This window comes from Streptomyces sp. NPDC050548, assembly GCF_044457385.1.
GTDB lineage: Bacteria > Actinomycetota > Actinomycetes > Streptomycetales > Streptomycetaceae > Streptomyces.
Genome location: NZ_JBITGV010000012.1, coordinates 108,663 through 135,462, shown reverse-complemented (window position 1 = coordinate 135,462; position 26,800 = coordinate 108,663). Strand labels below are relative to the sequence as shown.

The 26,800-nt window shown below is 71.5% G+C and carries 22 protein-coding genes, 1 tRNA gene and 2 pseudogenes; 13 read left to right on the top strand and 12 right to left on the bottom strand.

The window, feature by feature from the left end:
• Positions 1–314: 314 nt before the first annotated feature.
• Positions 315–1,067 (bottom strand): annotated as a pseudogene (mtnK, locus tag ACIBJH_RS30160) (S-methyl-5-thioribose kinase); the annotation flags it as partial.
• A gap of 22 nt (positions 1,068–1,089) precedes the next feature.
• Entirely contained in the window at positions 1,090–1,359 is a 270-nt protein-coding gene (locus tag ACIBJH_RS30155; protein WP_399120192.1) for a hypothetical protein, read from the bottom strand.
• 27 nt (positions 1,360–1,386) lie between these two features.
• Here ACIBJH_RS30155 and ACIBJH_RS30150 point away from each other — a divergent pair.
• The 7 genes and pseudogenes from ACIBJH_RS30150 to ACIBJH_RS30120 all read left to right on the top strand — a co-directional run.
• A pseudogene (locus ACIBJH_RS30150) lies at positions 1,387–2,073 on the top strand (ATP-binding cassette domain-containing protein); the annotation flags it as partial.
• A gap of 1 nt (position 2,074) precedes the next feature.
• Positions 2,075–3,127 carry an ABC transporter permease gene (locus ACIBJH_RS30145; RefSeq protein ID WP_399120024.1) on the top strand — a complete coding sequence of 351 codons (1,053 nt, stop codon included), beginning with the start codon at positions 2,075–2,077 and terminating at the stop codon, positions 3,125–3,127.
• A complete protein-coding gene (locus ACIBJH_RS30140; protein WP_399120191.1) occupies positions 3,127–3,999 on the top strand; it encodes an ABC transporter permease in 873 nt (290 codons plus the stop codon). The genes ACIBJH_RS30145 and ACIBJH_RS30140 overlap by 1 nt, the downstream gene beginning before the upstream one ends.
• On the top strand, positions 3,996–4,748 hold the full coding sequence (locus tag ACIBJH_RS30135; protein WP_399120023.1) for a nucleoside phosphorylase: 753 nt from the start codon (positions 3,996–3,998) through the stop codon (positions 4,746–4,748). Before ACIBJH_RS30140 ends, ACIBJH_RS30135 begins: the two co-directional genes overlap by 4 nt.
• The gene (locus ACIBJH_RS30130; RefSeq protein WP_399120022.1) at positions 4,745–6,040 is read left to right on the top strand and encodes an amidohydrolase; all 1,296 of its coding nucleotides are present in this window, start codon (positions 4,745–4,747) and stop codon (positions 6,038–6,040) included. The genes ACIBJH_RS30135 and ACIBJH_RS30130 overlap by 4 nt, the downstream gene beginning before the upstream one ends.
• Before the next feature lie 85 nt (positions 6,041–6,125).
• A complete protein-coding gene (locus ACIBJH_RS30125; RefSeq protein WP_019066078.1) occupies positions 6,126–6,797 on the top strand; it encodes a FadR/GntR family transcriptional regulator in 672 nt (223 codons plus the stop codon).
• A gap of 198 nt (positions 6,798–6,995) precedes the next feature.
• On the top strand, positions 6,996–8,012 hold the full coding sequence (locus ACIBJH_RS30120) for a PAC2 family protein (protein WP_399120021.1): 1,017 nt from the start codon (positions 6,996–6,998) through the stop codon (positions 8,010–8,012).
• A 78-nt stretch (positions 8,013–8,090) separates the two neighbouring features.
• Here ACIBJH_RS30120 and mshC read toward each other — a convergent pair whose 3' ends face one another.
• The 4 genes from mshC to ACIBJH_RS30100 form a co-directional block, all read right to left on the bottom strand.
• Positions 8,091–9,320 (bottom strand): cysteine--1-D-myo-inosityl 2-amino-2-deoxy-alpha-D-glucopyranoside ligase, encoded by a 1,230-nt coding sequence (gene mshC / locus ACIBJH_RS30115; protein WP_399120020.1) that lies wholly within the window; start codon positions 9,318–9,320, stop codon positions 8,091–8,093.
• 94 nt (positions 9,321–9,414) lie between these two features.
• Positions 9,415–10,233, bottom strand: a complete 819-nt coding sequence (locus ACIBJH_RS30110; protein WP_399120019.1) for an SCO1664 family protein — start codon at positions 10,231–10,233, stop codon at positions 9,415–9,417.
• Positions 10,197–10,787 (bottom strand): DUF3090 domain-containing protein, encoded by a 591-nt coding sequence (locus ACIBJH_RS30105; RefSeq protein WP_262058422.1) that lies wholly within the window; start codon positions 10,785–10,787, stop codon positions 10,197–10,199. The genes ACIBJH_RS30110 and ACIBJH_RS30105 overlap by 37 nt, the downstream gene beginning before the upstream one ends.
• Before the next feature lie 75 nt (positions 10,788–10,862).
• Positions 10,863–11,549, bottom strand: coding sequence for a histidine phosphatase family protein (locus ACIBJH_RS30100; RefSeq protein WP_399120018.1), 687 nt, complete (start codon positions 11,547–11,549; stop codon positions 10,863–10,865).
• A gap of 62 nt (positions 11,550–11,611) precedes the next feature.
• Here ACIBJH_RS30100 and corA point away from each other — a divergent pair, with 62 nt between their 5' ends.
• On the top strand, positions 11,612–12,610 hold the full coding sequence (gene corA / locus ACIBJH_RS30095; RefSeq protein ID WP_399120017.1) for a magnesium/cobalt transporter CorA: 999 nt from the start codon (positions 11,612–11,614) through the stop codon (positions 12,608–12,610).
• A 14-nt stretch (positions 12,611–12,624) separates the two neighbouring features.
• Here the strand turns inward: corA and ACIBJH_RS30090 are convergent, their stop codons facing one another.
• Positions 12,625–13,413 carry a ferritin-like domain-containing protein gene (locus tag ACIBJH_RS30090; RefSeq protein ID WP_399120016.1) on the bottom strand — a complete coding sequence of 263 codons (789 nt, stop codon included), beginning with the start codon at positions 13,411–13,413 and terminating at the stop codon, positions 12,625–12,627.
• A 236-nt stretch (positions 13,414–13,649) separates the two neighbouring features.
• Positions 13,650–14,705: an LLM class F420-dependent oxidoreductase gene (locus ACIBJH_RS30085; protein WP_399120015.1), complete on the bottom strand. Its 1,056-nt coding sequence runs from the start codon at positions 14,703–14,705 to the stop codon at positions 13,650–13,652.
• Between the two features lie 186 nt (positions 14,706–14,891).
• On the opposite strand from ACIBJH_RS30085, the gene ACIBJH_RS30080 reads away from it, so the two are divergent.
• Positions 14,892–15,875, top strand: coding sequence for an aldo/keto reductase (locus ACIBJH_RS30080; protein WP_399120014.1), 984 nt, complete (start codon positions 14,892–14,894; stop codon positions 15,873–15,875).
• Positions 15,872–18,187 carry a helix-hairpin-helix domain-containing protein gene (locus ACIBJH_RS30075; RefSeq protein ID WP_399120013.1) on the top strand — a complete coding sequence of 772 codons (2,316 nt, stop codon included), beginning with the start codon at positions 15,872–15,874 and terminating at the stop codon, positions 18,185–18,187. The genes ACIBJH_RS30080 and ACIBJH_RS30075 overlap by 4 nt, the downstream gene beginning before the upstream one ends.
• A gap of 95 nt (positions 18,188–18,282) precedes the next feature.
• Here the strand turns inward: ACIBJH_RS30075 and ACIBJH_RS30070 are convergent, their stop codons facing one another.
• A complete protein-coding gene (locus tag ACIBJH_RS30070; protein WP_399120012.1) occupies positions 18,283–19,017 on the bottom strand; it encodes a hypothetical protein in 735 nt (244 codons plus the stop codon).
• Positions 19,018–19,064: 47 nt separating this feature from the next.
• On the opposite strand from ACIBJH_RS30070, the gene ACIBJH_RS30065 reads away from it, so the two are divergent.
• Entirely contained in the window at positions 19,065–19,253 is a 189-nt protein-coding gene (locus tag ACIBJH_RS30065; RefSeq protein WP_005485166.1) for a DUF5703 family protein, read from the top strand.
• Positions 19,254–19,328: 75 nt separating this feature from the next.
• On the opposite strand, the gene ACIBJH_RS30060 is transcribed toward ACIBJH_RS30065, so the two are convergent.
• The 3 genes from ACIBJH_RS30060 to ACIBJH_RS30050 form a co-directional block, all read right to left on the bottom strand.
• A complete protein-coding gene (locus ACIBJH_RS30060) occupies positions 19,329–20,402 on the bottom strand; it encodes a chaplin (protein ID WP_399120011.1) in 1,074 nt (357 codons plus the stop codon).
• A gap of 179 nt (positions 20,403–20,581) precedes the next feature.
• Positions 20,582–20,815, bottom strand: a complete 234-nt coding sequence (chpH, locus tag ACIBJH_RS30055; protein WP_019066065.1) for a chaplin ChpH — start codon at positions 20,813–20,815, stop codon at positions 20,582–20,584.
• Positions 20,816–20,975: 160 nt separating this feature from the next.
• Positions 20,976–22,301, bottom strand: coding sequence for a M20/M25/M40 family metallo-hydrolase (locus tag ACIBJH_RS30050; RefSeq protein ID WP_399120010.1), 1,326 nt, complete (start codon positions 22,299–22,301; stop codon positions 20,976–20,978).
• Positions 22,302–22,502: 201 nt separating this feature from the next.
• Between ACIBJH_RS30050 and ACIBJH_RS30045 the strand changes: the two genes are divergently transcribed.
• Positions 22,503–22,587 (top strand) — tRNA-Leu (locus tag ACIBJH_RS30045).
• Positions 22,588–22,864: 277 nt separating this feature from the next.
• Positions 22,865–26,728: a Pls/PosA family non-ribosomal peptide synthetase gene (locus tag ACIBJH_RS30040; RefSeq protein ID WP_399120009.1), complete on the top strand. Its 3,864-nt coding sequence runs from the start codon at positions 22,865–22,867 to the stop codon at positions 26,726–26,728.
• Positions 26,729–26,800: the final 72 nt, after the last annotated feature.

Here is a 26,800-nt window from a genome sequence, read left to right as displayed (position 1 = left end):
CTCCTGGACCCGGACCGCTTCCCGACCGTGGAGGCCGTCGAGGAGCATCTGCTCGGGGCGTTCGTGCCCGCCGCGTTCGCGGACTCCGGACCGGCGGCCACCTCCGACGCGGTGCGCCGACTCACCTTGCCGGCAAGGGCGTTGGAGCGGCGCGGCACCGGCCGGCTGGCGTGGTGGGAGCTGGAGTCGATGCTGCCGAGGGCCGTCTCCGTGCTGGCACCGGGACTGCTGTCGCTGGCCCTGCTGTCGTTGGTGGTGCTGCCGGTGACGGTGGCGCGCACGGCGAACGAACTGGCGGGAGTGGAGGATCTCGCGTCGGGGTCGAAGGCCCGTACCACGGGGGCGCCTTCGCGCTCGCCGACCATCACGCTGCCGGTGTGCAGGTCGCCATGGAGCAGGGCCTGCGCGCTGGTCATGAACGCGTACCGGAGGTCCGCGACCTCCGTGCGCAGGCGGGCGTCCGCACGGAACTCCGCGGCCAGGTCCGTCAACTCCGGGAGCCAGTGGTTGTGTTCGTGCTCGATGTACGGCTCGGACAGCACCACGTCCTCGGTGATCTTGCAGAGTTCCGGGCTCACCGAGGCCGCGATCAGCGCCTTGCGGTCGGCGGAGGACATGCCGAAGTCGCTGGTCGCGAAGGCGAGTTGGGCGACGAACTCGCCGATCCGCGCCGAGGTGTCCGGGCCGTAGGACGCGCCCTCGTTGAGGACCGTCCTCAGGACCTCCAGGTCGGACATGTCCTCCATGACCAGGGCGTAGTTGTCGGCGTCGTAGCCGTGGATCGCCGGGATCTTGTCGGGGGCGACCCGCGCCACCTGCTCGTATGCCCGCGCCTCGGCGTCCGCGCGCTCGGGGCTCATCGGCCAGGAGGGCCCGGCCACCCGCACCCAGGGCAGTGCCTGCTTGACGGCGAGGCTGTGGCTGCCGTCGGCGTTCGACGCGAGGAACACCCGGTTCATGTTGCCGTCCGACACCTCGCGGACCTGGATGTCGGTCACGTCCGCCCAGTGGCCGCGCTCGTGCAGGTACGCCGGGATGTCGTCGGTCTCCAGGATGCGGTAGCCCATCGTGCGAACTCCTCGAACTTCCTTATGCTGTGCGGCGCTTGGACAGGGTGAAGCTGAAGACCAGGGCGAGGATGAGGACCGCGCCCTCGACGACGTCCTGGGTGTAGTAGGGCAGGCCCTTGATCGTCAGACCGGTGGTGATGATGCCGATCAGCACCGCGCCCAACGCCGTGCCCCAGACGTTCGGGCGGCCACGGCCGAGGACCGAGGTGCCGACGAGCGCGACGGCGACCGCCTCCAGCAGCTGCGACGTGCCCGCGCTCACATCTCCCTGGCCGATGCGGGACGCCAGGATCAGGCCGCCGATGGAGGCAAGGACGCCGGAGAGGACGTAGGCGAGGGCCCGGGCGTCGCCGGCAACGGCCAGAGCGAGCTGATCGAGGCGCTCGCCGGGCTACGGCCGGTCGCTTCCGGACAGGTACGTCTCAAGGGGCGGGACATCACGCACGCCTCGGCCACCGAGCGCCGGGCCCAGGGCCTCGCCTACGTCCCCGAGGACCGGCACGCGGTCGGTACGGCACCGGCGGCCACCGTCGCGGACAACCTCGCGATGGGCCACCACCGAACGTCCCTCTCCACAAAGGGACTTCTGCCGCCCGCGTCCGTACGCGCCCACGCCGGACGGCTCATCGAGCGCTTCGGCATCAAGGCGGCCACCCCCGAGGTGCCCGCCTCCGCACTGTCCGGCGGCAATCTCCAGAAGCTGCTGATCGGCCGCGAACTCGCCCACGAGGCACCGCTGTTGCTCGTCGAGCAGCCCACGCGCGGGGTCGACATCGGCGCCATCCAGAACATCCACGACCAGATCGTCGCCCACCGCGACGCCGGTCACGCCGTCCTCCTCGTCTCCGCCGAACTGAGCGAGATCCGGGGCCTCGCGGACCGGGTCCTGGTCATGTACGAGGGCCGGATCACGGCGACGTACACGAAGGACGAGGCCGACGAACGGGCGCTGGGGCTCGCCATGGCGGGCGGGGCCGCGGCGCCGACGGAGGCCGTCGACTGACATGACACTCACCCGAATATCCGCAGCTCTTCGCTCCCCCATCAGCTTCTCCGTGCTCGCGGGCCTGGTCATCGGCGCGCTGTTCCTCGTCGGCACCGGCGCCGACCCGCTCACCGCCTACAGCGCGGTCCTCACCGGCTCGCTCGGCGCCGACGGCATCGGCTCCACGCTGAGCACCGGCACCAGCGTGCTCGGCATGGCGCTCGCGCTGGCGATCCCGCTGCGGGCCGGGCTGATCAACCTCGGCGGCGACGGACAGATGGTCCTCGGCGGGATCACGGCGGCCGTGACCGGCCTCTACTCCCCGCTGCCGGCGCCCCTGACCGTCGTACTCGCGCTGTTCGCGGGTATGGCCGTGGGCGCCGCGTACGCCGCCCTCGCCGCCCTGTGCGAGACCCGCCTCGGTGTCCCGCTCCTGGTCAGCAGCCTGCTGCTGAGCTACCCGGCGGTCTCGCTCGCCTCCTACCTCGCGCGCTACCCGCTCAAGGAACCCGGCTCCAGCCTCCCCCAGACCCGCGCGATGCCGGACGGCGTGGCGCTGCCCGCGTTCGGCGACTCGACGGTCACCGTCGGGCTCGTCCTGGTGGTGCTCGCGGCAGCCGCGTACTGGTTCACCGACACGCGCACGGCCTTCGGCTACGAGATCCGCATGACGGGCCTCAACTCCCGTTTCGCCGCCTACGCGGGCGCCGAACGCCGGGGCCTGACCCTCAAGTTGATGTCCGTCTCCGGCGCGCTGGCCGGACTCGTGGGCGCCATAGGGGTGTTGAGCTTCCCGTACCGCTTCGTGGACGGCTCCCTCACCGCACCCGGCTACACCTGGACAGGACTCACGGCGGCCCTGCTCGCAGCCGCGGCCCCGCTCGGCACGGTCGTCGCTTCCTTCTTCTTCGCCGTCCTCGCGGTCGGCGGCCTGGCGATGGAGCGCACGACCGAGGTACCGCGCGAACTGACCCAGGTGCTCCAGGCCATCGTGATCGTGTTCCTCGCGGCCCGGCTCCGCTTCCCCACCAAGTGGTTCAGCAGGCGTACTCAGGAAAGCGGGGCGGCGTGATGTTCTTCGACTCCGATCTGCTGATGTCGGCGCTGCGCGCGCTGACCCCGATCCTGCTGGCCGCGCTGGGCGGTGCCCTGTGCGAGCGGGCGGGGGTCTTCAACATCGGCCTCGAAGGCATGATGTTGATGGGCTGCTTCACGTCGGTGGCCACGAGCTGGTCCACGGGCAGTGCCTGGCTCGGCGTCCTCGCGGCGGCGCTCGCGGCGGCCGCCTACTCCCTCATCCTCGCCGTCGGCGCGGTGACTCTGCGCGGGGACGCGGTCGTTCTCGGAATCGCCATGAATCTCCTGGCAGTTGGCCTGACCAGCTTCCTGTTGCGTACGGTCTTCGGTGTGCAGGGCACTTTCGACGATCCGTCACTCGCCGGGCTGCCGTTGATCGGTGGCTTCACCCCGCTCGCGTATCTGGCGTTCGTCGCGGTCGCGGTGGCCGCGCTGATGCTGTCCCGGCATGGGTGGGGACTGCGGCTGCGCGGAGTCGGTGAGGCACCGGACGCGGCGGCGACGCTGGGGGTGAGTCCGGCGAAGTACAAGTACGAGGCGGTGCTGATCTCCGGGGTCCTGTGCGGGCTCGCGGGGGCCCAACTCGCGCTCGGCAACGTCACGTTGTTCTCCGAGAACATGACGGCCGGCCGGGGCTGGATCGCCGTCGTCGCGGTCATGCTCGGCCGCGCGGCACCCGTCGGTGTACTGCTCGCGGCGCTGCTCTTCGGTCTCGCCGAGGCCGCAGGCTTCCGCCTCCAGGGCGTCGGCCTGCCGCAACAGGCCACCGATGCCGCGCCGTACGTCGTGACGCTCGTCGCCCTCTTCCTCTCGACGGCCCGCCGCCGTCGCCGTACCGCCAACTCCCCTTCCGGAGCCACCACATGACGCAGGATCCACTGCCCATCACCCGCATACCGCGCACCGGACTCCCGGCGCACGCGATCGTCGTCGGCGACCCGGCGCGCGCCGCCGCCGTGGCCGCGCTGCTGGACGGTGCCGAGGAGGTGTCGTACCACCGCGAATACCGTGTGTTCAGCGGGAGTTGGAAGGGCCTGCCGGTCACCGTCGCCTCGCACGGGGTGGGCGGTCCTGGCGCGGTCCTGCTGTTCCAGGAGCTGGCGGACGCGGGGGTCCGCACCTTCCTGCGCTTCGGCACGGCGGGCGCGATGAAGCCCGGCATCGGCGACGGCGACCTCGTCATCGCGGAGGCGGCCGTACGCGACGACGGTGTCACGCAGCAGTTGCTCCCGCCGGAGTACCCGGCGGTCGCCGCCCCCGAGGCGGTCCTCGCCCTCCAGCGCGCGGCCCGCGAGACGGGCGCCCCGCACCACCGGGGCATCGTGTGGACCCGGGCGGCCTTCCAGCCCGGTCTCATTCCTCTCTTCTCCTACGACGGCGCCGGGCTGGCGGCGATCGAGATGGAGCTGTCGGCGCTGCTGGTCACCGCCTCGCTGCGGGGGCTGGTCGCGGGTGGGGTGCTGGTCATCGACGGCGCCAACGCCGATGAACTCGTCGACGAAGAAGCCACCGGCGGGTACGACCCGCACCGGGACGTCGTCGCGGCCGGTGTCGAGCGGGGCGCGGTCGTCTCGCTCGAAGCGCTGCGGCTGCTGGCGGAAGGGAACGAGGCGTGAACATCGACCTGTTGGTGCACGGCGGGGATGTCCTGACCGTCGACGAGGCCGGAACTGTCGTACAGGACGGGGCAGTTGCCGTCCACGAGGGCGAGATCGTCGCCGTGGGACCCGCCGAGGAGCTGAAAGCACGCTTCACGGCTGCGGAGTCGATCGACGCCGAGGGCTGTCTCGTCCTGCCCGGGCTGATCAACACGCACACCCATCTCGCGATGACGTTGCTGCGCGGTCGTGCCGACGACGTCACTCTCCAGGGCTTCCTGGAGCGGGTGTTGAAGTGGGAGGCCGAGCTGCTGGCGCCGAAGAACGTGGCGGCGGCGGTGCGGCTCGCGGTGGCGGAGAGTGTGCGGTCCGGGGTGACCTCGGCGCTCGACATGTACTGGTTCCACGAAGCGGCCGAGCAGGCGGCCCGTGAGGCGGGCTGGCGGCTGCACTCGGGGCCGACCTTCATGGACGTACCGGAGCCGCCGGACGGGATGCCGTACGAGGACCGACTCGACTGGGCGCGAAGGGACTTGGCGGCGCGGGGTGCGGCACGCCCTGGTAGGCGGCCGATCCTGTTCGCGCACTCGACCTACACCCTCTCCCCCGACCAGCTGGTCGAAATCGCGTCCCTTGCGCGGGAGTTCGGGGCGCTGCTGCACATCCACGCGGCGGAGAACGCGACCGAGGTCGCCACCGTCGAGGTCAAGTACGGCAAGCGGCCGGTGGAGTTGCTCGACTCGCTGGGGCTGCTCGGTCCTGATCTGCTGCTCGCGCACGCCGTGGATCTGACCGGTCCGGAGATCGCGGCGCTGGCCCGTACGGGCACGTCGGTGGCCCACTGTCCGGTGTCGAACCTGAAGTTGGGGTGTGGGATCGCGCCCGTGCCCCGGTTGTTGAGCGCGGGTGTCACCGTCGGGCTGGGCACGGACGGGGCCGTCAGCTCGAACACGCTGGACCTGCTGGGCGCCGTACGGCAGGCGGCGCTGGTGCACAAGGCGAGTGGTGACCCGACGGCGGTCGGGGCCGAGCAGGCCGTACGGATGGCGACGATCGAGGGTGCGCGGGCGCTGGGGCTCGGGGAGCACCTGGGGTCCCTGGAGGTCGGCAAGCGGGCCGATCTGATCGTGCTCGACCTGGGCGCTCCGCATCTGCGGCCGCTGCACGACCCGTGGTCGACGCTCGCGTACGCGGCGCACTCGGCGGACGTGCGGGACACGGTGGTGGACGGCCGGGTGCTGATGCGGAACCGGACACTGGGCACGCTGGACGCGGAAGCCGTGATCGCGGAGCTCGAATCACTTGCCTGAGCTGTGGATTTCCCTCCCGTTCAGCCCACTGAACCCCCATAATGTGCCTGATACATCGGATGTCTGAGCAACAGGGAGGTCGGTCATGGCAGTGACCGATGAGGCGATCGAGAAAATCAAGGGAATGATCGTCTCCGGCGCGCTGCGTCCCGGGGATCGGCTGCCCAAGGAGAGCGAACTCGCCGCCGAACTCGGCCTGTCCCGCAACTCCCTGCGGGAGGCGGTGCGTGCGCTGTCGCTGATCCGCATCCTGGATGTGCGGCAGGGCGACGGCACGTACGTCACGAGTCTGGATCCTCAACTCCTGTTGGAGGCGCTGAGTTTCGTCGTGGACTTCCACCGCGACGACACGGTCCTCGAATTCCTCGCCGTACGGCGGATTCTGGAGCCCGCCGCCACCGGGATGGCGGCGCTGCGGATCAGCGAGCAGCAACTCGACGCGCTCACCCTGCAGTTGGACGCGCTGGGCGGTGCTCCCTCGGTGGAGGAACTGGTCGCCTGCGACCTGGAGTTCCACCGGGGCATCGTGCAGAGTTCCGGCAACTCGGTGCTCTGCTCGCTGCTCGACGGTCTGTCGGGTCCCACCACGCGGGCCAGGATCTGGCGCGGGCTGACCCAGGAGGACGCGGTCAGCCGCACTCTGCACGAGCACCGGGCGATCCTGGGCGCGCTGCGCGACCGGGACGCGGAGGCGGCGCGGTCGTGGGCGACGGTGCACATCGCGAGCGTGGAGCAGTGGCTGCGTTCGACCCTGTGAACGAATGAGTGGGTCCGCTGATCCATCGGAGGAGTGACCGGACGCTCCAGGTCCGTACCGGGTGGCGATCTTGTGTGTTCGACCGGCCCGGACGGGGCAGGCATGGGGTCACTCCCCCGTGCAAGGGGGCTGCGGGCGCCCCCGTCGAACGCCGTAAGGTTGGGGCGTACGCGAGGGCAGATCGGAAGGAGGCGCTGGGTGATCGAGCTGGAGGGGGTTCCCGAGCTGATCGACCCAGTGATGGTGGCCGCGTTCGAGGGCTGGAACGACGCCGGCGACGCCGCCTCCACCGCGGTCGCGCATCTGGACAGGGAGTGGAAGGGCGAGGTGTTCGCGGCCCTGGACGCCGAGGACTACTACGACTTCCAGGTGAACCGGCCCACGGTGTGGATGGATTCCGGTGTGCGAAAGATCACTTGGCCCACGACCCGCCTCTCGGTGGTCCGGGTCGGCGGTGAGAAGCCGCGTGATCTCGTACTCGTCCGAGGTATCGAACCGTCGATGCGCTGGCGCTCGTTCTGCAACGAGCTGCTGGGCTTCGCGCACGAGCTGGGCGTGGAGCTGGTGGTGATCCTGGGCGCGCTGCTCGGTGACACCCCGCACACCCGTCCGGTGCCGATCAGCGGGACCACGTCCGACGCGGACCTGGCGCGGCGGATGGACCTGGAGGAGACCAAGTACGAGGGTCCCACCGGGATCGTCGGCATCCTCCAGGAGGCGTGCACGCACGCGGGCGTACCGGCCGTGTCGCTGTGGGCGGCGGTGCCGCACTACGTGTCGCAGCCGCCCAACCCGAAGGCCACCCTGGCGCTGCTGAACCGCCTGGAGGACCTGATCGACGTGCGCATCCCGCTGGGCGAGCTGCCCGAGGACGCGCGTGCCTGGCAGGTCGGGGTGGATCAACTGGCCGCCGAGGACAGCGAGGTGGCCGAGTACGTGCAGACGCTGGAGGAGGCCCGCGACACCGCGGAGCTGCCGGAGGCGTCGGGCGAGGCGATCGCCCGCGAATTCGAGCGCTACCTGCGGCGCAGGGACGGCGGGGGCAGTCCGCCGCCGGGTGGGCATGCCACGGCGGACGGCAGCGACAGCGCGTCGTATCTCCGGGACAACCCCGGCGGCGGCCGTCCGAAGCCGACGAGGCCCGCGAAGCCGGAGACGGAGCCCGGGAACGGGCCCGACACCGAGGCCGACGACGAGGACTCCTCCGAGGAGTGATCCTGGCGGTCGACAGGGCGTGAAACAGGGGCGGTTCCTCCCACCCGGGAGGAACCGCCCCTGTTCTGTCCGCCGTTGCTAGAGGGCCACGCCCAACAGGGCGTCCACCGCGCGGGATACGACGCCCGGGGCGCCCTCGTCGCTGCCGCCCCGGTCGCGCTGGACGGCCGCCCAGCGGTCGACCGCGGCGAGCGCGGCGGGGGCGTCCAGGTCGTTCGCGAGGGCTTCGCGCATCTCCTCGACGAGCTTGAGGGCGGAGGGGCCGTCGGGCCGGGAGACGGCGGCACGCCAGCGGCCGAGGCGGGCGACCGCGTCCGCGAGCACCCCGTCGGTCCACTCCCAGTCGGAGCGGTAGTGGTGGGCGAGCAGCGCCAGCCGGATCGCGGCCGGGTCGACGCCCTCGCGGCGCAGCGTCGAGACGAAGACCAGGTTGCCCTTGGACTTCGACATCTTCTCGCCGTCCAGGGCGACCATGCCGGCGTGGACGTACGCCTTCGCCATGGGGAACTCACCCGTCAGCACCTGGGCGTGCGAGGCGCCCATCTCGTGGTGCGGGAAGGCGAGGTCGGAGCCGCCGCCCTGGACGTCGAAGCCCATGCCGAGGTGGTCCAGGGCGATGGCCACGCACTCGATGTGCCAGCCGGGGCGGCCGGGGCCGAGCGAACCGCCGTCCCAGCTGGGTTCGCCCTCGCGGGCGGCGAGCCACAGGATCGGGTCGAGCGGGTTCTTCTTGCCCGGGCGGTCCGGGTCGCCGCCGCGCTCGGCGGACAGCAGGCGCATGGCGGCGGCGTCGAGGTTCGAGACCTTGCCGAAGTTGGGGTCGGAACCGACCGAGAAGTAGGTGTCGCCTTCGAGTTCGTAGGCGGCGCCCGCGTCCCTGAGGCGTTCGACGAGCGGCACGATGCCGGGTATCGCCTCGACCGCGCCGATGTAGTGCCGCGGGGGCAGCATGCGCAGGGCGGTCATGTCCTCGCGGAAGAGCGCCGTCTCCTTCTCGGCGAGGGCGACCCAGTCGAGGCCGTCGCGCTCGGCGCGCTCCAGGAGCGGGTCGTCGACGTCGGTCACGTTCTGGACGTAGTGGACCTGGCGCTTGGTGTCGAGCCACACGCGCTGCACGAGGTCGAACGCGTTGTAGGTCGCCGCGTGCCCCATGTGGGTGGCGTCGTACGGCGTGATGCCGCATACGTAGAGACGGGCGACGGGACCGGTGTCCGGGGTGACCAGACCGCCGGTCGCGGTGTCGTGGATCCGGAGGTCGCGGCCCTTGCCGGGCAGGGCGGGGACCTCAGAAGCGGGCCAGGCATACATGTCATGAGCGTAACCGGACAGGTGTTTCGCATACGAACCGGACCAGGGCGGACGGCCGGTTGGGCCCTCTTGCGCCCTGGTGATCGCCGTGCTCCTAGACGGGCGGCCACGGAATGGCCGGCCACTCCCCGCTCGGTTCGGGATGCTTTCCGGCCACGAGCAGCGCGTCGACCCGCGCGCGCGTGGCGTCGAGTTCGACTGTGGTGATCAGCTCGGCGAGCTTCCCGGCGAGCCCGGCACCGTCCCTGAGTGCCTCTCTGAGCCCCTGGAGGACCTCGATCGACTCCGGGGTCAGGGACTCGCCCGCCCAGCCCCACAGGAGGGTGCGCAGCTTGTTCTCGGCGTTGAAGGTGACTCCGTGGTCGATGCCGTAGAGACGGCCCTCGTCGGCGGGCAGCAGATGGCCGCCCTTGCGGTCGGCGTTGTTGATCACCGCGTCGAGGACGGCGAGCCGGCGCAGCCGCTCGTCGTCGGCGTGCACCAGGAGGGCTGTTTTGCCGTCGCCGACCTCGGCGAACCCGATGGCCTTCCAGCCCGCCTCGGGTTCCTCCGCGTCGACCAGGGCGAGCAGCTCGGACTCGGCCGCCGTCTCGATCCACAGCTGGCACATGCCCTCGCCGTACGGCCCGTCGCGCAGCACGGTGGTCGGCACGAGCCCCCAGCCGGTCGCCTCGGAGACCTCGTACGCGGCGACCTCGCGCTGGGCCAGGTTGCCGTCCGGAAAGTCCCACAGGGGGCGCTCCCCGGCGACCGGTTTGTAGACGCAGGACGCCTCACGGCCCTCGTACGTCACGGAGCAGAACAGCACCGCGTTCGACGCCTCGCGGATGCGTCCGCGTACCTTCAGCTCACCCTTGGCAAGCAGCTCGGCCGTGGTCACGCTCCGCGGCGGTATCCGTTCTGGCGCGGACATACGTGTCCTTCCGGGTCGAGCGGGAGGCTGCACAGCGGGCACGGCGGCCGTCCGGCGTTGACGACGTCGAGGGCCCGCTTGGCGAAGGCGCGGGCCTGGGCGCCGGTGAGCCGGACCCGCAGCATCGGGGGTCCGTTCTCCTCGTCCTGGAGCAGCCGCTCCTCGGCCTCGGCGAGGTCCTCCTCGGACTCCGCGTCGAGCTCCACGAGGGCCTGCGCCTCGACGATCATGCGCTGTTCCTCGCCGTCCCAGGCGAGCGCCATGGTCCCGACGCGGAACTCCTCCTCGACGGGTGTCTCCAGCGGGCGGGTGTCGGAGATCTCGGTGGGGGTGACGGCGGGGACGGCCGCGCTGCCGCCACTGCGCCGTACGACCTCGTCCAGAAGCTCGTCCATGCGCTCGGCGAGCGCGGCGACCTGCGTCTTCTCCAGGGCCACGCTGGTCACCCGAGGACCGGAGGCGGCCTGGAGGAAGAACGTACGGCGCCCGGGCAGACCGACCGTACCGGCTACGAAGCGGTCCGGCGGGTCGTAGAGGAACACCTGACGGGACACGTCCTGTCTCCATTGGAATCGACTGCTGACAAGTGCGGCGCTACTGCGACCGCTTCACCCTACTGCGGCCGACGATCACGGTGCGCCCGCGCCGCCCCCGACCGTGGCCTCGTCGCCCGGGGGCTCCTCGCGCGGCGCCAGGGAGGCAAGATCGCCCGTGTCCCCGAGCCGTACGAGAAAAGGCCTGAGACGGGTGTAACGGATCGCGGTGATGGAACACGGTTCTACGGAGATCCGCTGGAAGAGGTCCAGATGAAGTCCGAGTGCGTCCGCGACGAGGGACTTGATGATGTCGCCGTGCGAGCACATCAGATAGACGGCGTCGGAGCCGTGATCGCGCTCCACGCGCGCGTTCCACTCGCGTACGGCCTCGGCCGCGCGGGTCTGCATCGACCGCATCGACTCTCCGCCGGGGAACGCGGCGGCCGAGGGGTGTGCCTGGACGACCTCCATGAGGGGCTCGTCCTTGAGTTCGGCGAGCTTGCGGCCGGACCAGTCGCCGTAGTGGCACTCCCCGATCCGCTCGTCGGTGTGCAGCCGCAGGTCGGGACGGGCGTCCAGGAGGGGCTGGAGGGTCTCCTGACAGCGTTGCAGCGGGCTGGCGACCACCTCGGCGATCGGCAGCGCGGCGAGCCGTCCCGGGAGCGCGGCGGCCTGGGCGTTGCCCCGCTCGTCGAGGGCGACACCGGGCGTCCAGCCGGCGAGCACTCCCCCGGTGTTGGCGGTCGAACGTCCGTGCCGGACAAGGATCAACGTGGGCATGCGGTCAAGGGTAGGTGTACTCCAGGGTGCGTTTTCGGCCGGACGGCGGGAGAATACGCACCGTGATCGTCGACTACGCCATCTACCGCGACGGACGCCGGACCGAGGGGCCCGGCGACTTCTCGGACGGCCTGGACCACTGTCGTCGGGTGGGTGACGCGTTCGTCTGGATCGGTCTCTACGAGCCGACGGAGGACGAGTTCGAGAAGGTCACCCAGGAGTTCGGACTGCACCCGCTGGCCGTCGAGGACGCCCTGAACGCGCACCAGCGGCCCAAGCTGGAGGTCTACGACGACTCGCTGTTCGTGGTCCTCAAGCCGGTGGGCTACGAGGCGGACGACGACGTGGTCACCTCCGGCGAGGTCATGGTCTTCGTGGGCGACTCCTTCGTGGTGACCGTCCGGCACGGCGAGGAGGCCCCCCTGGCGGCCGTACGGCACCGCCTTGAGGAGGAGCCGGAGATGCTGCGGCACGGTCCTACGGCGGTGCTGTACTCGATCGCCGACGCCGTGGTCGACCACTACGTGGACGTGGCGGGCGAGTTGGGGACCGACCTGGAGGAGCTGGAGGCGGCGGTGTTCTCGCCGACCGGCGGCGGCTCGCGGACCACGGCGTCGCGGATCTACGCCTTCAAGCGGCAGATCCTGGAGTTCCGCCGGGCCACGGGACCGCTCGCGCAGCCGCTGGCCCGGCTCGCGGGTGTCGGCCTCGCCGGTGACCGGGTGCCGTTCGTGAACGACAAGTCGCGGCCCTTCTTCCGGGACGTGAACGACCACCTGATGAAGGTCAACGAGTCCGTGGAAGGGCTGGACCGACTGGTGTCCGACGTCCTGGCGGCGCACCTCGCGCAGACCGGCGTCCGGCAGAACGACGACATGCGGAAGATCTCCGGGTGGGCGGCCATGGCCGCGGTGCCCACGATGATCGCGGGCGTCTACGGCATGAACTTCGACCACATGCCGGAACTGCACTGGCTGTGGGGGTATCCGGCGGTGATCCTGCTGATGGTCGCCCTGGAGGTGCTGTTGTACCGGACGTTCAAGCGGCGCGGCTGGCTGTAGCGCGCTGGTCGGGCTCAGGCGAACTCGGGGGCGGTCGTGGCCGGTCCGCCGAGCGCGTCACGCCGTTCCGGCATCCTCAGGGACACCATCCGCCGCCAGCCACCGAGGCGTTCGTACGCGTACACGGCGTGGATGCCCGCCGCCAGGACCGCCGACTTGGCGCGCGGCCAGCCGAGGACGCGTCCCATGTGGGCCATCACGGCGAGACTCACGTCCCGGTAGACGCGGATCTCGGCGAGCGCGCACTCGCGCAGCGTCCGCTGGATCGCACGGCCGTGTCCGGCGGCCGCGAAGCGCAGCAACTCCTCGTGGCAGTACGCGAGATGGTTGTCCTCGTCGTGCGAGATCATCCGCACCGCGCGGCCGAGGTCGGGGTGGTCGGCGAAGTGCCTGCGCAGCAGTTCCATCTGCTCGGAGGCGCGCTGTTCGGTGACCCGGCTGTGGGAGAGGTAGACGACGATGTCCTGGACGGTGAGCGGCTGGTCGCCCTTGAGCTTCTCGTGCGGGAGCCCGATGCCGTGCCGTTCCAGGAGCATCGTGTAGTCGGTGTCCGGAGGCACCGGGACGGGTTCGAGGCCGCGCTTCTTCATGAGGGCGTTGAAAATGCGCCCGTGCTTGTCCTCGTCGGCGCCGTGCCGGCTGATCTTGGGGGCGAGGTCGCGTTCGTCCGGCGGGACGAGGGCGGCGATGCGCCCGTTCTCCCAGCCGCCCTGGGACTCTCCGCCGGCCGCGATGGAGCAGAACAGCCGGAAGGACTCGTCGTCGTCGAGGATCTCCTGGAACAGGCTCTTGGCCGAAAGCATCTGAAGGCACCTCCATGCAGGATTCCGCCGCATTCCGCAAAGAACGAGTCAAATGCGACGTCAGAGGTGCTGCAACAGCTGTGTCGGACGACTCCGCCAAAAGGAGGACGACGGATGTCCCTCCGGGGGCGTAACCGCGCGGCCCGCCGCGCGTTGTTCCCCGTGACGGCCGTGGCGGGGAAGACCCCCCGAGCCCCCACCACGGCCGTAGAAAACTTCCGTACGGCAGGGCCGCGTTACGCGAGACCCGCGCGCTCCAGTGCGTCGGTTCCGGCGCGGAGGGCGGCGAGCCGCTCCTCCAGGGTCCAGCCCGCCGGGGCGAGCGTCAGGGTGGTGACACCGGCCGCCGCGTACTCCTTCATCCGGTCCGCGATGCGGTCCACGGAGCCCAGCAGCGTCGTCTTGTCGATCAGGTCGTGCGGGATGGCGGCCGCGGCGCCGTCCTTGTCGCCGGCCAGGTACTTGTCCTGGATCTCGGCGGCGGCCGCCTCGAAGCCCATGCGCTGCGCCAGCTTGTTGTAGAAGTTCTGCTGCCGGCTGCCCATGCCGCCGACGTAGAGCGCGGTGTACGGGCGGAAGGTGTCGGCGAGCTTCTCGACGTCCTTGTCCTCGCCGAAGGCGAGCGGGACCGTCGGGACGATGTCGAAGCCTTCGAGGGTCTTCCCGGCCTTCTCGCGCCCGGCCCGCAGGTGCCTGATGGCGGTGTCCTCAAGGTGCTCGGCGGACGGGAAGATGAGCAGCGCTCCGTCGGCGATCTCGCCGGTCTGCTCCAGGTTCTTCGGGCCGATCGCCGCGATGTACAGCGGGATGTGCTCGCGCTGCGGGTGCACGGTCAGCTTGAGCGGCTTGCCGGGACCGCCGGGCAGCGGCAGCGTCCAGTGCTCGCCGTCGTACGACAGCCGCTCGCGCGTCATCGCCTTCCGGACGATCTCGACGTACTCACGCGTGCGTGCCAGTGGCTTGTCGAACTTGACGCCGTACCAGCCCTCGGAGACCTGCGGGCCCGAGACGCCGATGCCGAGGCGGAAGCGGCCTCCGGAGAGGGAGTCGAGGGTCGCGGCGGTCATCGCGGTCATCGCGGGCTGGCGGGCCGGGATCTGGAAGATGGCCGAGCCGACGTCGATGCGCTCGGTCTGCGCGGCGACCCAGGTGAGGACGGTGGCCGCGTCGGAGCCGTAGGCCTCGGCGGCCCAGGCCACGGCGTAGCCGAGGCGGTCGGCCTCCTGGGCCACGGCCAGATTGTCGCCGTCCATTCCGGCACCCCAGTAGCCGAGGTTGATCCCGAGCTGCATGGCAGACCCCTTACCCATCAGTAACGTCGCTGTTGAGCCGACCCTAGCGCGAGGTGGTCCCGGCGGACAGGACGGGTGCCGGTGAGTGGTCACGGAGCGTGCCGTGCGAGGGACTGTGGATCATCGGGGAAATCGGTTATCCACAGGCAACCACAGGCCAGGTTCAGGCCAGTAATCTCGGCGTTCATGGAGCAGAGGCATCTCGGCCGTACCGGCCTTCGTGTGTCCCGGATCGGACTCGGCACCCTCACCTGGGGGCGCGACACCGACGAGCATGACGCTGCGGACCTCTTGAAGGCGTTCTGGGAGGCCGGCGGCACCCTCGTCGACACGGCGGACGTGTACGGCGACGGGGAGGCCGAGTATCTGCTCGGACAGCTCATAGAAGGGCTCGTGCCGCGCCGGGACCTGGTCATCTCGACGAAGGCCGGGAGCGTGCCCGACCCCGACCGCCGCTTCGACGGCTCGCGCGGCCATCTGCTCGCCGCGCTGGACGCCTCGCTGGCCCGGCTCGGCACGGACTACGTCGACCTGTGGCACATCCACGCCTTCGACCCGTTCACGCCGCTTGAGGAGACCCTCCAGGCCCTCGACCTGGCGGTCAGCAGCGGCCGGGCGCGCTATGCGGGCGTCTCCAACTACTGCGGCTGGCAGCTCGCCAAGGCGGCGACCTGGCAGCTGGCGGCGCCGGGCACGCGGACGCGGCTGGCGAGCACGCAGCTGGAGTACTCGCTGCTGCAGCGGGGCGTGGAGCGCGAGGTGCTGCCGGCCGCGCTCGACCTGGGCATCGGGCTGCTGCCCTCCTCGCCGCTCGGGCGCGGAGTCCTCACCGGGAAGTACCGGCACGGCACACCGGCCGACTCGCGCGGCGCCTCGGAGCACATGGGGCTCTTCGTCGCGCCCTACCTCGACGACACGGCGAGCCGCATCGTCGACGCCGTGACCACGGCCGCGGACGGGCTCGCCGTGACACCCCTTCAGATCGCCCTCGCCTGGGTCCGCGACCGGCCCGGGGTGGCCGCCCCGATCGTCGGCGCGCGCAACGCGCAGCAGCTCACGGCCGCATTGTCAGTGGAGGCGCTTAGTCTTCCTGACGAGATCTGCCGAGCGCTCGACGATGTGTCGGCGCCTCTGCACCGCTATCCCGATCACGACTGGAGCACGCTGTGAGCACGGACCCGGAGACCACGGAGACCTCGCCGGCCGAGGGCGCGGAGGCGGAGTCGGGCACGGATGCGGTGGAGGGCGCCGAGGACACGGGGGAAACCGCGGCCCCGGAGGGCACGGAAGCCGCCGGTGAGGCCACGGCCGAGCCTGCCGCCGCGCCCGAACTGTCCGAAGCCGCCGCCGAGTTGCTCGCGCAGCGGCTGGAGCGGGAGCGGATCGAGCGGCGGAAGGCGGAGAAGGCCGGGCCCATCGCGGCCGGGACCAAGCTGAGCGGTACGGCCGCCGATCTGCTCGCGGCCGTACGGGCCGTGGAGAGCGGCGAGAAGCCCGTGGCCACCGCGTTCACCGGGCCGGAGCCCGCCCCGCGCCGCTCCGCCGCCCCCGAAGCCGTACGGCGGCCACAGCCCGTCACGGCCGAGCCCGGCGCCCCGGCCGGCGAGACCGTCGCCTCCGTACGGCAGGTGCTGGTCGAGGGCGGCGCGCCCGAGTCGCTCGCGGCACAGGTCGCGGCGGCACTCGGCGAGGGCGCGGACGACCAACTCCGCGAGGATCCCTGGCAGTTGCTGCGCGTCCCGGGGGTACGGCCCGAGCAGGCCGACGGTTTCGCGCGGGCGCTGCTCGGCGCCGAGTGCGCGCCGGACGACGAGCGGCGGGGCCGGTCGGTCATCGGCTGGCTCCTGGAGCAGGCGGCCCTGGCCGGGCATACGGCCCTGGAGGCCCCGGCGTTGACGGCCGCACTGGTCAAGCAGGGCGTGCCCGACCCCGACGCGGCGACGCAGAGCGCCATCGCGGAAGGCGAAGTGCTGGTGTTCCAGGACGCGTTGGACGAGCCCGCGGTCCCGGTGCAGCGCACGGACGACGAGGGGGAAGCAGAAGAGGGCGCAGAGCGTCCGGTGCGGGTGCTGATCGGACTGGAGCGGTACGCGCTCGCCGAGGAGAGTCTCGCCGACGGACTGGCCAGACTGATCAACTCCGTGCCGAAGGAGGACGGTTCGGCGGCGGACTGGGAGCGGGCCGGCGGTGCCAAGGGGTCCACCGGCGAGCTGATCCGCGCGGTCGCGGGGCACGGCCTGGTGCTGCACACCGGCGGGGAGGCGTCCCTCGAAGAACCGGCCGCGCTGCTGCACACGGCGGCGGGCTTCGGACTGCGCGTCTGGGCCGCGACGTACAGCCCGGTGGGCCGGGACCGGTTCGCCGCGCTGCTGACGCGGTCCGGCGGGGCGGGGGGTGCCGCGTCTGGCGAGCCGCACCGGCCGGGGTCGGACGGCTCCGTGCCGGAGGGCCTCGCGGGCGGAACCTCTGCGGCCGAGTCGGAGACCGGCGCGCCGCGAGTGCCGGCGGTCGGAGCCGGCGACGGCCCCCACGTGGCAACCGTCGCCGGGCTGTTGGCCGGTGCCGAAGGGCCCGGGCGGGACGCGGACGGCGCCCTGGACCTGGATCTCCTCGTCGTGCTCGACGCGCCTCAACTGGACGTCGAGACGGCGGCGTTGCTCACCGAGTCGCTGCCGGACGGCGCCCGGCTGGTGCTGGCCGGTGACCCCGCGGTGCTGTGGTCGGCGGGCCCCGGGCGGGTCTTCGCCGATCTGCTCGCCGCGCGGGCCTGCCCCCACGTCGTCTCCCGCCGCCCCGACCTCGGTCCCGTGGGCGAGCTGGTCTCCGGCATCGGCATCGGCGAGCTGAACCAGGTGGAGGCCCCCGGCAAGGAGGTCGTGATCGTGCCGGTGCGGGACGCGGGCGAGGCCGTGCACCGGACCGTGCAGCTCGTCGCCGACTCGGTGCCGCGCGTGATCGGCGTCCCCGCGGAACAGACCGTGGTGATCACCCCGGGCCACGGCGGCGCGGCCGGCACCCGCGCCCTCAACGTGGCGCTGAAGGAGCGGCTCAACCCCGGCCCCGGCCGGTTCGGCGGCTTCGACCCCGGTGACCGGGTCGCCCACTCCCCCGCCCCGGGCCGTACCGTCGTCGGTCAGGTGGTGAAGGCCGACGCCGAGGGGCTGCATCTGTCGTGCGCGGGCGAACCCGTCGTCGTACCGAAGGAGCGGGTGGAGCAGTCCGTGCGGCACGGGTGGGCGCTGACCGCGCATCAGGCGGTGGGGGCGCGGTGGCCCGCGGTGGTCGTGGTGCTGCCCGGGGACGCGGCGCAGGCGCTCAGCCGGCCCTGGGTCTACACGGCGTTCAGCCGGGCGGACCGTCATCTCTCCGTGGTGCACGGCGTCGATCAGGCGCTGCCCCGCGCCGTCGCCGAGATCCCTGCGAAGCCGCGCACGACGCGGTTGCCGGTCCTGCTGCGACCGCAGGTCCCGGCAGGGGGCTGAGCCGGACGACGCGACGACGGATACGACGGCGGCGGTCGCGGAGGGGCTTCCTCCGTGACCGCCGCCGTCGTTCGGCGCAGCCGATGCGGTGCGGCTCAGCGATCCACTTCGAGCGCCTCCAGGTCCTCGTCCTCGTCGAGATCCGCGTCGAGGTCGGGATCGAGTTCGTCCTCGATCTCCTCCTCGGCCTCGTCCACCTCGTCGATGTCGTCCAGCTCGTCGTTGATCTCGTCGTCGAAGACCGCGCTGACGTCGAAGCGGCACACCACCCGCTGGGGGTCGACACCCTCGAAGGGTGCCTCAAGCCAGGCTCCGGGTTCGGCCGCTTCGTCGGCCGCGGTCACCCACAGCGTGGAGTCGCCCTCCTCAAGGCCGAACTCCTTGGGCCGGGAGGCGATCTCGTCGGCCTCGAACTCGTCGAAGAGAATGCCGAGCGCGCCGTGGATCGTGCCGGAGGCCTCCGTGCCCGTGCCGTCGCCGACCGCCGCCTCGACCCGCTGCGCCTGCGCGAGCAGCCGCTGCGGTTCCGCCACGGCGTAGTCGCGACGGATCAGCACGCTCACCGCGTTCGGCTCCTCGGGGCCGGTGTACGGCGGCAGGGAGTCGTCGGTACCGGGGATCTCGAAAGGCGTGACCTCGTCATAACGGTCGTAGAGCAGCTCGTCATAGACCTCGGCGGCAGCGGCGAGCTGGTTGAACGCCTCGTAGACGGCCGGGTCGTCCTCCCCCGACCGGCCTTCGACCGCGGCCAGGTGGCGGTCGAGCGCGGTCTTGACCGCCTCGGCGGCGGCGCGTACCTCGGCAGCGGTGGGCTGCGCAGCATCAGACATAGTGCAGACGCTATCCGTACCGGGGCTCTGCCCGCACAATAGATGCGATGCCGGAATACGAATTTGTCGACGTGTACGTACCGCGCGGGGTCTCCCGCAAGGACGCCACACGTCTGCTGACGGACCACGCCGAGTACGGACACTGGGAATTGGACCGACTGAGCCTGCTGCGCGACGGCAGCCGCAGGGTGCGGCTGCGCCGGCGGATCATCCGCCAGGTGCGTGCCACGTGGTGAGCTGAGTCGGGCGAAACGGAGCGGGCCCCGGCTGTGCGGGGCCCCTCCGTCGCGCAGATCACATGTTCCCGGGCGCTACGCCATGGCCTTCGCCTTGCGGTAGAGCACCGCGCCCGCGAGCAGCGCGCCCGCTCCGACCGGCAGCGCGAGGCCCAGCGGCAGATCGGCGCCGGTGTGCGCGAGCTGCGGGCCGCCCTGAGCCTGGACGGCGGAGTGCGCGCCGGGCTGGTTGACGTGGGCTGCGCCGGTCGGCGTGTGACCGCCCTTGACCGGCGAGATACCGCCCGGTGAGGCGGGGTGAGCGGGTGTGCCCGGGTGAGTGGGAGTTCCGGGGTGACCGGGGGTCCCCGGGTGGCCCGGCGTTCCCGGCGGGGTCGTGCCGTGACCGCCGCCCGGAGGCGTGCCGTGATGACCGCCGCCGTGGTGGCCGCCGCCACCGTCGTGACCACCACCGTGGTGACCGCCACCTCCATGGGGGCCGCCGCCGTGGTGACCGCCGCCGTCGTGGCCTCCCCCGTGGTGACCGCCACCCCCATGGGGGCCGCCGCCGTGCTGCCCGCCGCCGCCCGGAGGCGTCCCGTGGTGGCCGCCGTTGTCCCAACCGCCGCCGTTGGCGCAGTCGTTGCCGGTGACGGCGTTGCCGATGCCGATGACGTCGACGCTGTTGCCGCACACGTTCACCGGAACGTCGATCGGTACCTGGACGTGGTTGCCCGAGCCGACACCGGGCGAGCCGGAGGTGTGTCCACCGGCGTGCGAGCCCCCTGAGCCGCCGTGCGCGCCGTGGCCGCCGGAGCCCCCGTGCCCGCCTGCGCCGCCGTGGCCGCCCGAGTCGCCGTAACCCCCCGAGTCGCCGTAGCCGCCGGACGACCCATGGCCGCCGCCGTGGTGACCGCCGCTGCCCCCGCCCGGGTTGGCGCACTTGTTGCCGACCGCCGGGTTGAGGATCCCGACCACGTTCACGGTGTTGCCGCAGACGTTGACCGGCACATGCACCGGTGCCTGCACGGTGTTGCCGGACAGTACGCCGGGCGAGTCCGAGGCGGAGCCGCCGGCGCCCGAGTCGGCGTGGGCGACACCGCCCGCGGCGGCGATGACGCCGGTCGCCGCCGCCATGGTCATCAAACTCTTGCGGGTGACCTGTCGCATTGTTGAATTCCCCCCTGCCTTCATTCCCTGCTGTCATTCCTGACTGACTGACTCACTGAATTCCTCGTGCGACTCCCCACCCGATTCCCGGCGGAAAGACGCGCAAAGACCCGTCGGCCCCGGAGCGCATGGCGCGCGCTCCGGGGCCGAGGACGTGGTCACCCCTCAGTGGGGCGACGTCACTTGTTGATGCAGGTGTTGCCGAAGGCGGGGTTCAGCAGACCGATCACCGAGATCGTGTTGCCGCACACGTTCACCGGGACGTGCACGGGAACCTGGATGACGTTGCCGGAAACGACACCCGGGGAGTGCACGGCGGCACCCTGGGCTCCCGAGTCGGCGACGGCCAGGCCCGCACCCGCGAGAACCAGGCCACCGGTGGCAGCCGCAGCGGCGACGACCTTCTTGATCATTATTCCTCCTTGTTGGCAAAAGCGATCTCGTGTTGCCGATCGCATCACCTGTAACGAGGAGGGAGTAATGGAGCTACGAGCTTATGAGCACATTCACTCGTCCCAGTCGCCCCCCGCACGCGCGGCCGAATTCACGCGTCAACCGGTGTCACCCGACCCCTCACGAGGCGTCGATGAACCGGTCCAGGACCCGCACCCCGAACTTCAGCCCCTCCACCGGCACCCGCTCGTCCACGCCGTGGAACATGCCCGCGAAGTCCAGTTCCGGCGGCAGCTTGAGCGGGGCGAAACCGAAGCCGCGGATACCCAGGTCGTCGAAGGACTTGGCGTCCGTACCGCCGGAGAGCATGTACGGGACGGCCTTCGCGGTCGGGTCCTCGGCGAGCAGCGAGGACTGCATGGCCTCCACCAGCGCGCCGTCGAAGGAGGTCTCCAGCGCCTTGTCGGAGTGCACGTCCTCGCGCTTGACCTTGGGGCCGAGGATCCGGTCGAGGTCGGCGAGGAACTCCTCCTCGTGGCCCGGCAGGAAGCGCCCGTCGATGTTCGCGGTGGCCTCGCCGGGGATGACGTTGACCTTGTAACCGGCGTTCAGCTGCGTCGGGTTGGCGGTGTTGCTGAGCGTCGCGCCGATCAGCTTGGCGATGCCGCCGAGCCGCTTGAGGGTCGACTCCATGTCCTCGGGGTCGAGCGGGGTGCCGAGCGCGTCACCGAGTTCGTCGAGGAAGGCCCGGGTCGTCTTGGTGACCCGCACCGGGAACTTGTGCCGGCCCACCCGGGCGACGGCCTCGGACAGTTCGGTGATCGCGTTGTCCCGGTGGATCATCGACCCGTGCCCGGCCGTACCGGCGACGGTCAGCTTCAGCCAGTGCATGCCCTTCTCGGCCGTCTGGATCAGATAGAGCCGCCGCTCCTCGCTCACCGTGAACGAGAACCCGCCGACCTCACTGATGCCCTCGGTGACGCCGTCGAACAGCTCGGGGTGGTTGTCGACGAGGTGCCGCGCACCGTACGTACCGCCCGCCTCCTCGTCCGCGAGGAAGGCGACCACGATGTCGCGCGGGGGCCGGCGCCCGCTGCGCAGCCGGTCACGGACGACCGCCAGGGTCATCGCGTCCATGTCCTTCATGTCGACCGCGCCGCGCCCCCACACGCACCCGTCGGCGACCTCGCCGGAGAAGGGGTGGTGGGTCCAGTCCGCCGCGTTCGCCGGTACGACGTCCAGGTGGCCGTGGATGAGGAGCGCGGGCCGGGACGGGTCCGTGCCCTCGATCCGGGCGACCGTGGAGGCGCGTCCCGGGTGCGACTCGAAGATCTGGGGTTCGAGGCCCACCTCGGCGAGCTGCTCGGCGACGTACTCGGCCGCCTTGCGCTCACCCGGGCCCGAGTGGTCGCCGTAGTTGCTGGTGTCGATCCGGATCAGCTCGCGGCAGAGGTCCACGACCTCGTCCTCACCGGTGACGCCCTTGGCCGTGTCCGTGTCGCTCACGCTGCTTCCTCCCACTGCTGTCACTACCGGCGGTTCCCCCTCATCCTCTCTCTCCCAGGCCCGCGTCCCAAGGGCGGTCCGCCCCCGTCACACGCCGTTCACGCGGGACGGGGGTGGGAACAGGGGGTGATCGGCCACCCCTGGAAGCCTGGTAATGTTTCCTTCGTCGCCGCGGGGGAAACCACGCGCGACAGACACCTTGTCCGGGTGGCGGAATGGCAGACGCGCTAGCTTGAGGTGCTAGTGCCCTTTATCGGGCGTGGGGGTTCAAGTCCCCCCTCGGACACATCGCAGGCGAGGGCCGCGACCACCAAGGTCGCGGTCCTCGTCTCATTTGTGGGGGATGTCTCCTTCGACCCGAAGATCACCAGGTCAGAGCGTTGCCGGATGCTCACGGAGCGCCCCCGTTCGCCTCCCCCGAGTGGCCGTCGGAAGACCTGGCGCCTAGCGTCGTACTAAAATTTCCGGCTTGTTACGGAACGGAGCTGGAGCTGGACAACCCCAGGCATACCTGCGGGCCCGCCAGCACCCCGGATGTTTCCGGGTTCGAGACGCGAGGACCGATGGCAGCCATACACGAGAGCAGTGCTCTCGGGCTTGACGAAGAGATCCGCACACAGTTCGGCGATACGGCACGATTCTCCGCGGCACCCGCCGCCTCGGCCCGCACCCTCGTCGACATCCTCGACGCGTCGGTGCGGTCGTATCCCGACGAGCTCGCCCTGGACGACGGCACCGTCCGCCTCACCTACCGCGCACTCGCCGTCGAGGTCGAGACCCTGCGCCGCACCCTGGCCGCGGCCGGTGTCGGCCTGGGCGACCGGGTCGGCGTGCGCGTCCCGTCCGGGACCAACGACCTCTACATCGCGATCCTCGCCGTCCTCGCCGCCGGCGCCGCCTATGTCCCCGTCGACGCCGAGGACCCGGACGAGCGGGCCGAGCTGGTGTTCGGCGAGGCCGACGTCCGTGCCGTGATCGGCGCCGAGCACGCCCTGACCGTGCTCGGGCACAGCGACGTCCCGGCCGCCCGGCCCGGTGTCGAGCAGGACGCGTGGATCATCTTCACCTCCGGCTCCACCGGCAAGCCCAAGGGCGTCGCCGTCTCCCACCGCAGCGCGGCGGCCTTCGTGGACGCCGAGGCGGCACTGTTCCTCACCGACGACCCGATCGGTCCGGGTGACAGGGTCATGGCGGGCCTGTCCGTGGCCTTCGACGCGTCCTGCGAGGAGATGTGGCTCGCCTGGCGCTACGGCGCCTGCCTGGTGCCCGTGCCGCGCTCCCAGGTCCGCAGCGGCGCCGACCTCGGCCCGTGGCTGGTGGACCAGGACATCAGCGTCGTCTCGACCGTGCCGACCCTGGCCTCCCTGTGGGAGCCGGAGGCGCTGAACGACGTACGCCTGCTGATCTTCGGCGGCGAGGCCTGCCCGCCCGAGCTGGTGCAGCGCCTCGTCACCGAGGGCCGCGAGGTCTGGAACACCTACGGCCCGACCGAGGCGACCGTCGTGGCCTGCGCCTCCCTGATGACCGGCGACGAGCCGATCCGTATCGGACTCCCCCTGAACGGCTGGGAGTTGGCCGTCGTCGACGAGGCCGGGGTGCCCGTACCGATGGGCGGCAGCGGCCAGTTGGTGATCGGCGGGGTCGGACTCGCCCGCTACCTCGACCCCGAGAAGGACGCCGAGAAGTACGCGCCCCTCGAATCGCTCGGCTGGGAACGGGCGTACCGCAGCGGCGACTTGGTCAAGGCCGAGCCGGAAGGCCTGATTTTCCTCGGCCGGGCCGACGAGCAGATCAAACTCGGCGGCCGCCGGATCGAGTTGGGCGAGGTCGACGCGGCCCTCCAGGCGCTGCCCGGAGTCGCCGGCGCCGCAGCCGCAGTACGAACTGCCCGCAGCGGCAACCAACTTCTCGTCGGCTATGTCGTCACCCAGGAGGGCTGGGACCAGCCCTCCGCCGTCGAGAAGCTGCGGGCCGAACTGCCCGCCGCCCTCGTCCCGTTGATCGCCCCGGTGGAGGATCTCCCGACCCGCACCTCCGGCAAGGTCGACCGCAACGCGCTGCCCTGGCCGCTGGAAGGTCTGGAGACCGGTGGCGCGAAGGAGCAGCTCTACGGCACGGAGGCCTGGCTCGCCGAGCAGTGGGCCGAGGTGCTGGGCATCCCCGTGAGCAGCGCGGCCGACGACTTCTTCGCGATCGGCGGCGGCAGCCTGGCCGCCGCCCAGCTCACCACCCGGCTGCGCACCCGCTACCCGAGCGCGGCCGTCCTCGACATCTATCAGCAGCCCACGCTCCGCAAGCTGGCCCGGCATCTGGAGGACTCGGCGCAGGGCGACGGCACGGCCCGCATGATCGCGCCGGTCCCGACCCGCGCCAAGGTGATCCAACTCCTCGCGCTGGTCCCCCTGTTCACCCTGGCCGGCCTGCGCTGGACCGTGGCGCTCGCCGCGCTCGGCAACGTGCTGGGCGGCTACGCCTGGCTGCCCACCGCCTCGTGGTGGCTGGTCGCCGCCGGCGCCCTGCTGCTCTTCAGCCCGCCCGGCCGCCTCGCGATCGCCGCGGGCGGCGCGCGGCTGCTGCTGCGCGGCGTGAAGCCGGGACGCTACGACCGTGGCGGCAGCGTCCATCTGCGGCTGTGGGCGGCCGAGCGGCTGGCCGAGTTCAGCGGGGCGACCGCGCTGACGGGCTCGTGGCTGGAGCGGTACGCACGCGCGCTGGGCGCCAAGGTCGGCCCGGACGTCGATCTGCACTCCCTCCCCCCGGTCACCGGCATGCTCAAGCTGGGCCGCGGTGCCGCCGTCGAGTCCGAGGTGGACCTGTCCGGCTACTGGCTGGACGGCGACCGTCTTGAGATCGGCCCGGTCAAGGTCGGCGCGCACGCCGTCGTCGGCACGCGCAGCATGCTCTTCCCCGGCGCCCGGGTGGGCAAGCGGGCCGAGGTGGCGCCGGGTTCGGCCGTCACCGGCACGGTCCCGACCGGCCAGCGCTGGGCGGGCGCGCCCGCCGTCAAACTCGGCAAGGCCAAGCGCAACTGGCCCAAGGAGCGCCCGCAGCGGGGCACGTACTGGCGCGTGATGTACGGCATGACGGGCTTCGCGCTCACCATGCTCCCGGTCGTCGCGGGCGTGGTCGCGCTCCTGGTGACCAGCCTGTTCGTGGCCCCGGGCGACGGTCTCGGCGAGGCCCTGCGGGGCGCGTCCCTGGCCCTGGTCCCGGCGACGCTCGCCTTCGGACTGACGTACGCGCTGCTGATCCTGATCGGTGTCCGGCTGCTCAGCCTCGGGCTGCGCGAGGGCACGCACCCCACGCACAGCCGCATCGGCTGGCAGGCGTGGACGGTCACGCAGCTGATGGACCTCTCCCGCGAGACCCTGTTCCCGCTGTACGCCGGGCTGGTCACGCCGGTGTGGCTGCGGCTGCTCGGGATGCGGATCGGGCGGGGCGCCGAGGTGTCGACCGTGCTCGCGCTGCCGAGCCTGACGACCGTCGGTGAGGGCGCGTTCCTGGCGGACGACACGTTGACCGCGCCGTACGAGCTGGGTGGCGGCTGGGTGCACATCGGGCGGGCCGAGATCGGACGGCGGGCGTTCCTCGGGAACTCCGGGATGACCGCGCCCGGACGGAGCGTGCCGGACGGCGGGCTCGTCGGGGTGCTGTCGGCGACGCCGAAGAAGGCGAAGAAGGGCACGTCGTACCTGGGCCTGCCGCCGGTGAAGCTGCCGCGCAGCACGAGCGGCGGCGACCAGAGCCGGACGTACGACCCGCCGGCCCGGCTGCTGTGGGCGCGCGGGCTAGTGGAGCTGTGCCGGATCGTGCCGGTGTTCTGCTCGGCGGCGCTGGCCGTGCTGACGGTGGCCGCGCTGTGCGCGCTGGGGGTGTGGGCGCCGCTGCTGGCGGGCCTGGTGCTGCTGGCGGTGGGCGCTCTCGCCGGACTGATCTCGATCGTGGCCAAATGGGCCCTCGTGGGGCGGCACCACGGTGCCGAGCACCCGCTGTGGAGCGGTTACGTGTGGCGCAACGAGCTGGCGGACACCTTCGTCGAGGTCGTCGCGGTGCCGTGGCTGGCCGGTTCCGTGCCGGGCACTCCGGTGCTGACGGCCTGGCTGCGCGGGCTCGGCGCGCACATCGGCAAGGGCGTCTGGGTGGAGAGCTACTGGCTGCCCGAGACCGACCTGGTGACCCTGGAGGACGCCTCCACGGTGAACCGTGGCTGTGTGCTCCAGACCCACCTCTTCCACGACCGGATCTTGCGGACGGATACTGTGGTCCTCCGTGAGGGCGCGACGCTGGGTCCTGGCGGAATCGTCCTGCCCGGCAGCGTGGTCGGGGCCCGAACCACTCTGGGGCCCGCATCGCTCGTGATGGCGGCGGAGTCCGTCCCGGACGACACCCGCTGGCTGGGCAATCCGATCGAGTCATGGCGCCCCTGAACACAGGTCGCGCCGAGTCGGCTTCGGAGGGCGGTGCACGGGTACGAGATACGAGCACAGCGCAGGGAGCAG

What these genes read in the sequence shown, in the direction of transcription:
- ACIBJH_RS30100 (WP_399120018.1), bottom strand. Translation starts at nt 11,549, where the DNA reads ATGCCCACGTTGATCCTTGTCCGGCACGGACGTTCGACCGCCAACACC.
- ACIBJH_RS30070 (WP_399120012.1), bottom strand. Translation starts at nt 19,017, where the DNA reads ATGTCTGATGCTGCGCAGCCCACCGCTGCCGAGGTACGCGCCGCCGCC.
- ACIBJH_RS30110 (WP_399120019.1), bottom strand. Translation starts at nt 10,233, where the DNA reads ATGTCCGCGCCAGAACGGATACCGCCGCGGAGCGTGACCACGGCCGAG.
- ACIBJH_RS30085 (WP_399120015.1), bottom strand. Translation starts at nt 14,705, where the DNA reads ATGCAGCTCGGGATCAACCTCGGCTACTGGGGTGCCGGAATGGACGGC.
- ACIBJH_RS30060 (WP_399120011.1), bottom strand. Translation starts at nt 20,402, where the DNA reads ATGCGACAGGTCACCCGCAAGAGTTTGATGACCATGGCGGCGGCGACC.
- ACIBJH_RS30140 (WP_399120191.1), top strand. Translation starts at nt 3,127, where the DNA reads ATGTTCTTCGACTCCGATCTGCTGATGTCGGCGCTGCGCGCGCTGACC.
- ACIBJH_RS30080 (WP_399120014.1), top strand. Translation starts at nt 14,892, where the DNA reads ATGGAGCAGAGGCATCTCGGCCGTACCGGCCTTCGTGTGTCCCGGATC.
- ACIBJH_RS30145 (WP_399120024.1), top strand. Translation starts at nt 2,075, where the DNA reads ATGACACTCACCCGAATATCCGCAGCTCTTCGCTCCCCCATCAGCTTC.
- ACIBJH_RS30135 (WP_399120023.1), top strand. Translation starts at nt 3,996, where the DNA reads ATGACGCAGGATCCACTGCCCATCACCCGCATACCGCGCACCGGACTC.
- chpH (WP_019066065.1), bottom strand. Translation starts at nt 20,815, where the DNA reads ATGATCAAGAAGGTCGTCGCCGCTGCGGCTGCCACCGGTGGCCTGGTT.
- ACIBJH_RS30090 (WP_399120016.1), bottom strand. Translation starts at nt 13,413, where the DNA reads ATGCTTTCGGCCAAGAGCCTGTTCCAGGAGATCCTCGACGACGACGAG.
- ACIBJH_RS30040 (WP_399120009.1), top strand. Translation starts at nt 22,865, where the DNA reads ATGGCAGCCATACACGAGAGCAGTGCTCTCGGGCTTGACGAAGAGATC.
- ACIBJH_RS30065 (WP_005485166.1), top strand. Translation starts at nt 19,065, where the DNA reads ATGCCGGAATACGAATTTGTCGACGTGTACGTACCGCGCGGGGTCTCC.
- ACIBJH_RS30125 (WP_019066078.1), top strand. Translation starts at nt 6,126, where the DNA reads ATGGCAGTGACCGATGAGGCGATCGAGAAAATCAAGGGAATGATCGTC.
- mshC (WP_399120020.1), bottom strand. Translation starts at nt 9,320, where the DNA reads ATGTATGCCTGGCCCGCTTCTGAGGTCCCCGCCCTGCCCGGCAAGGGC.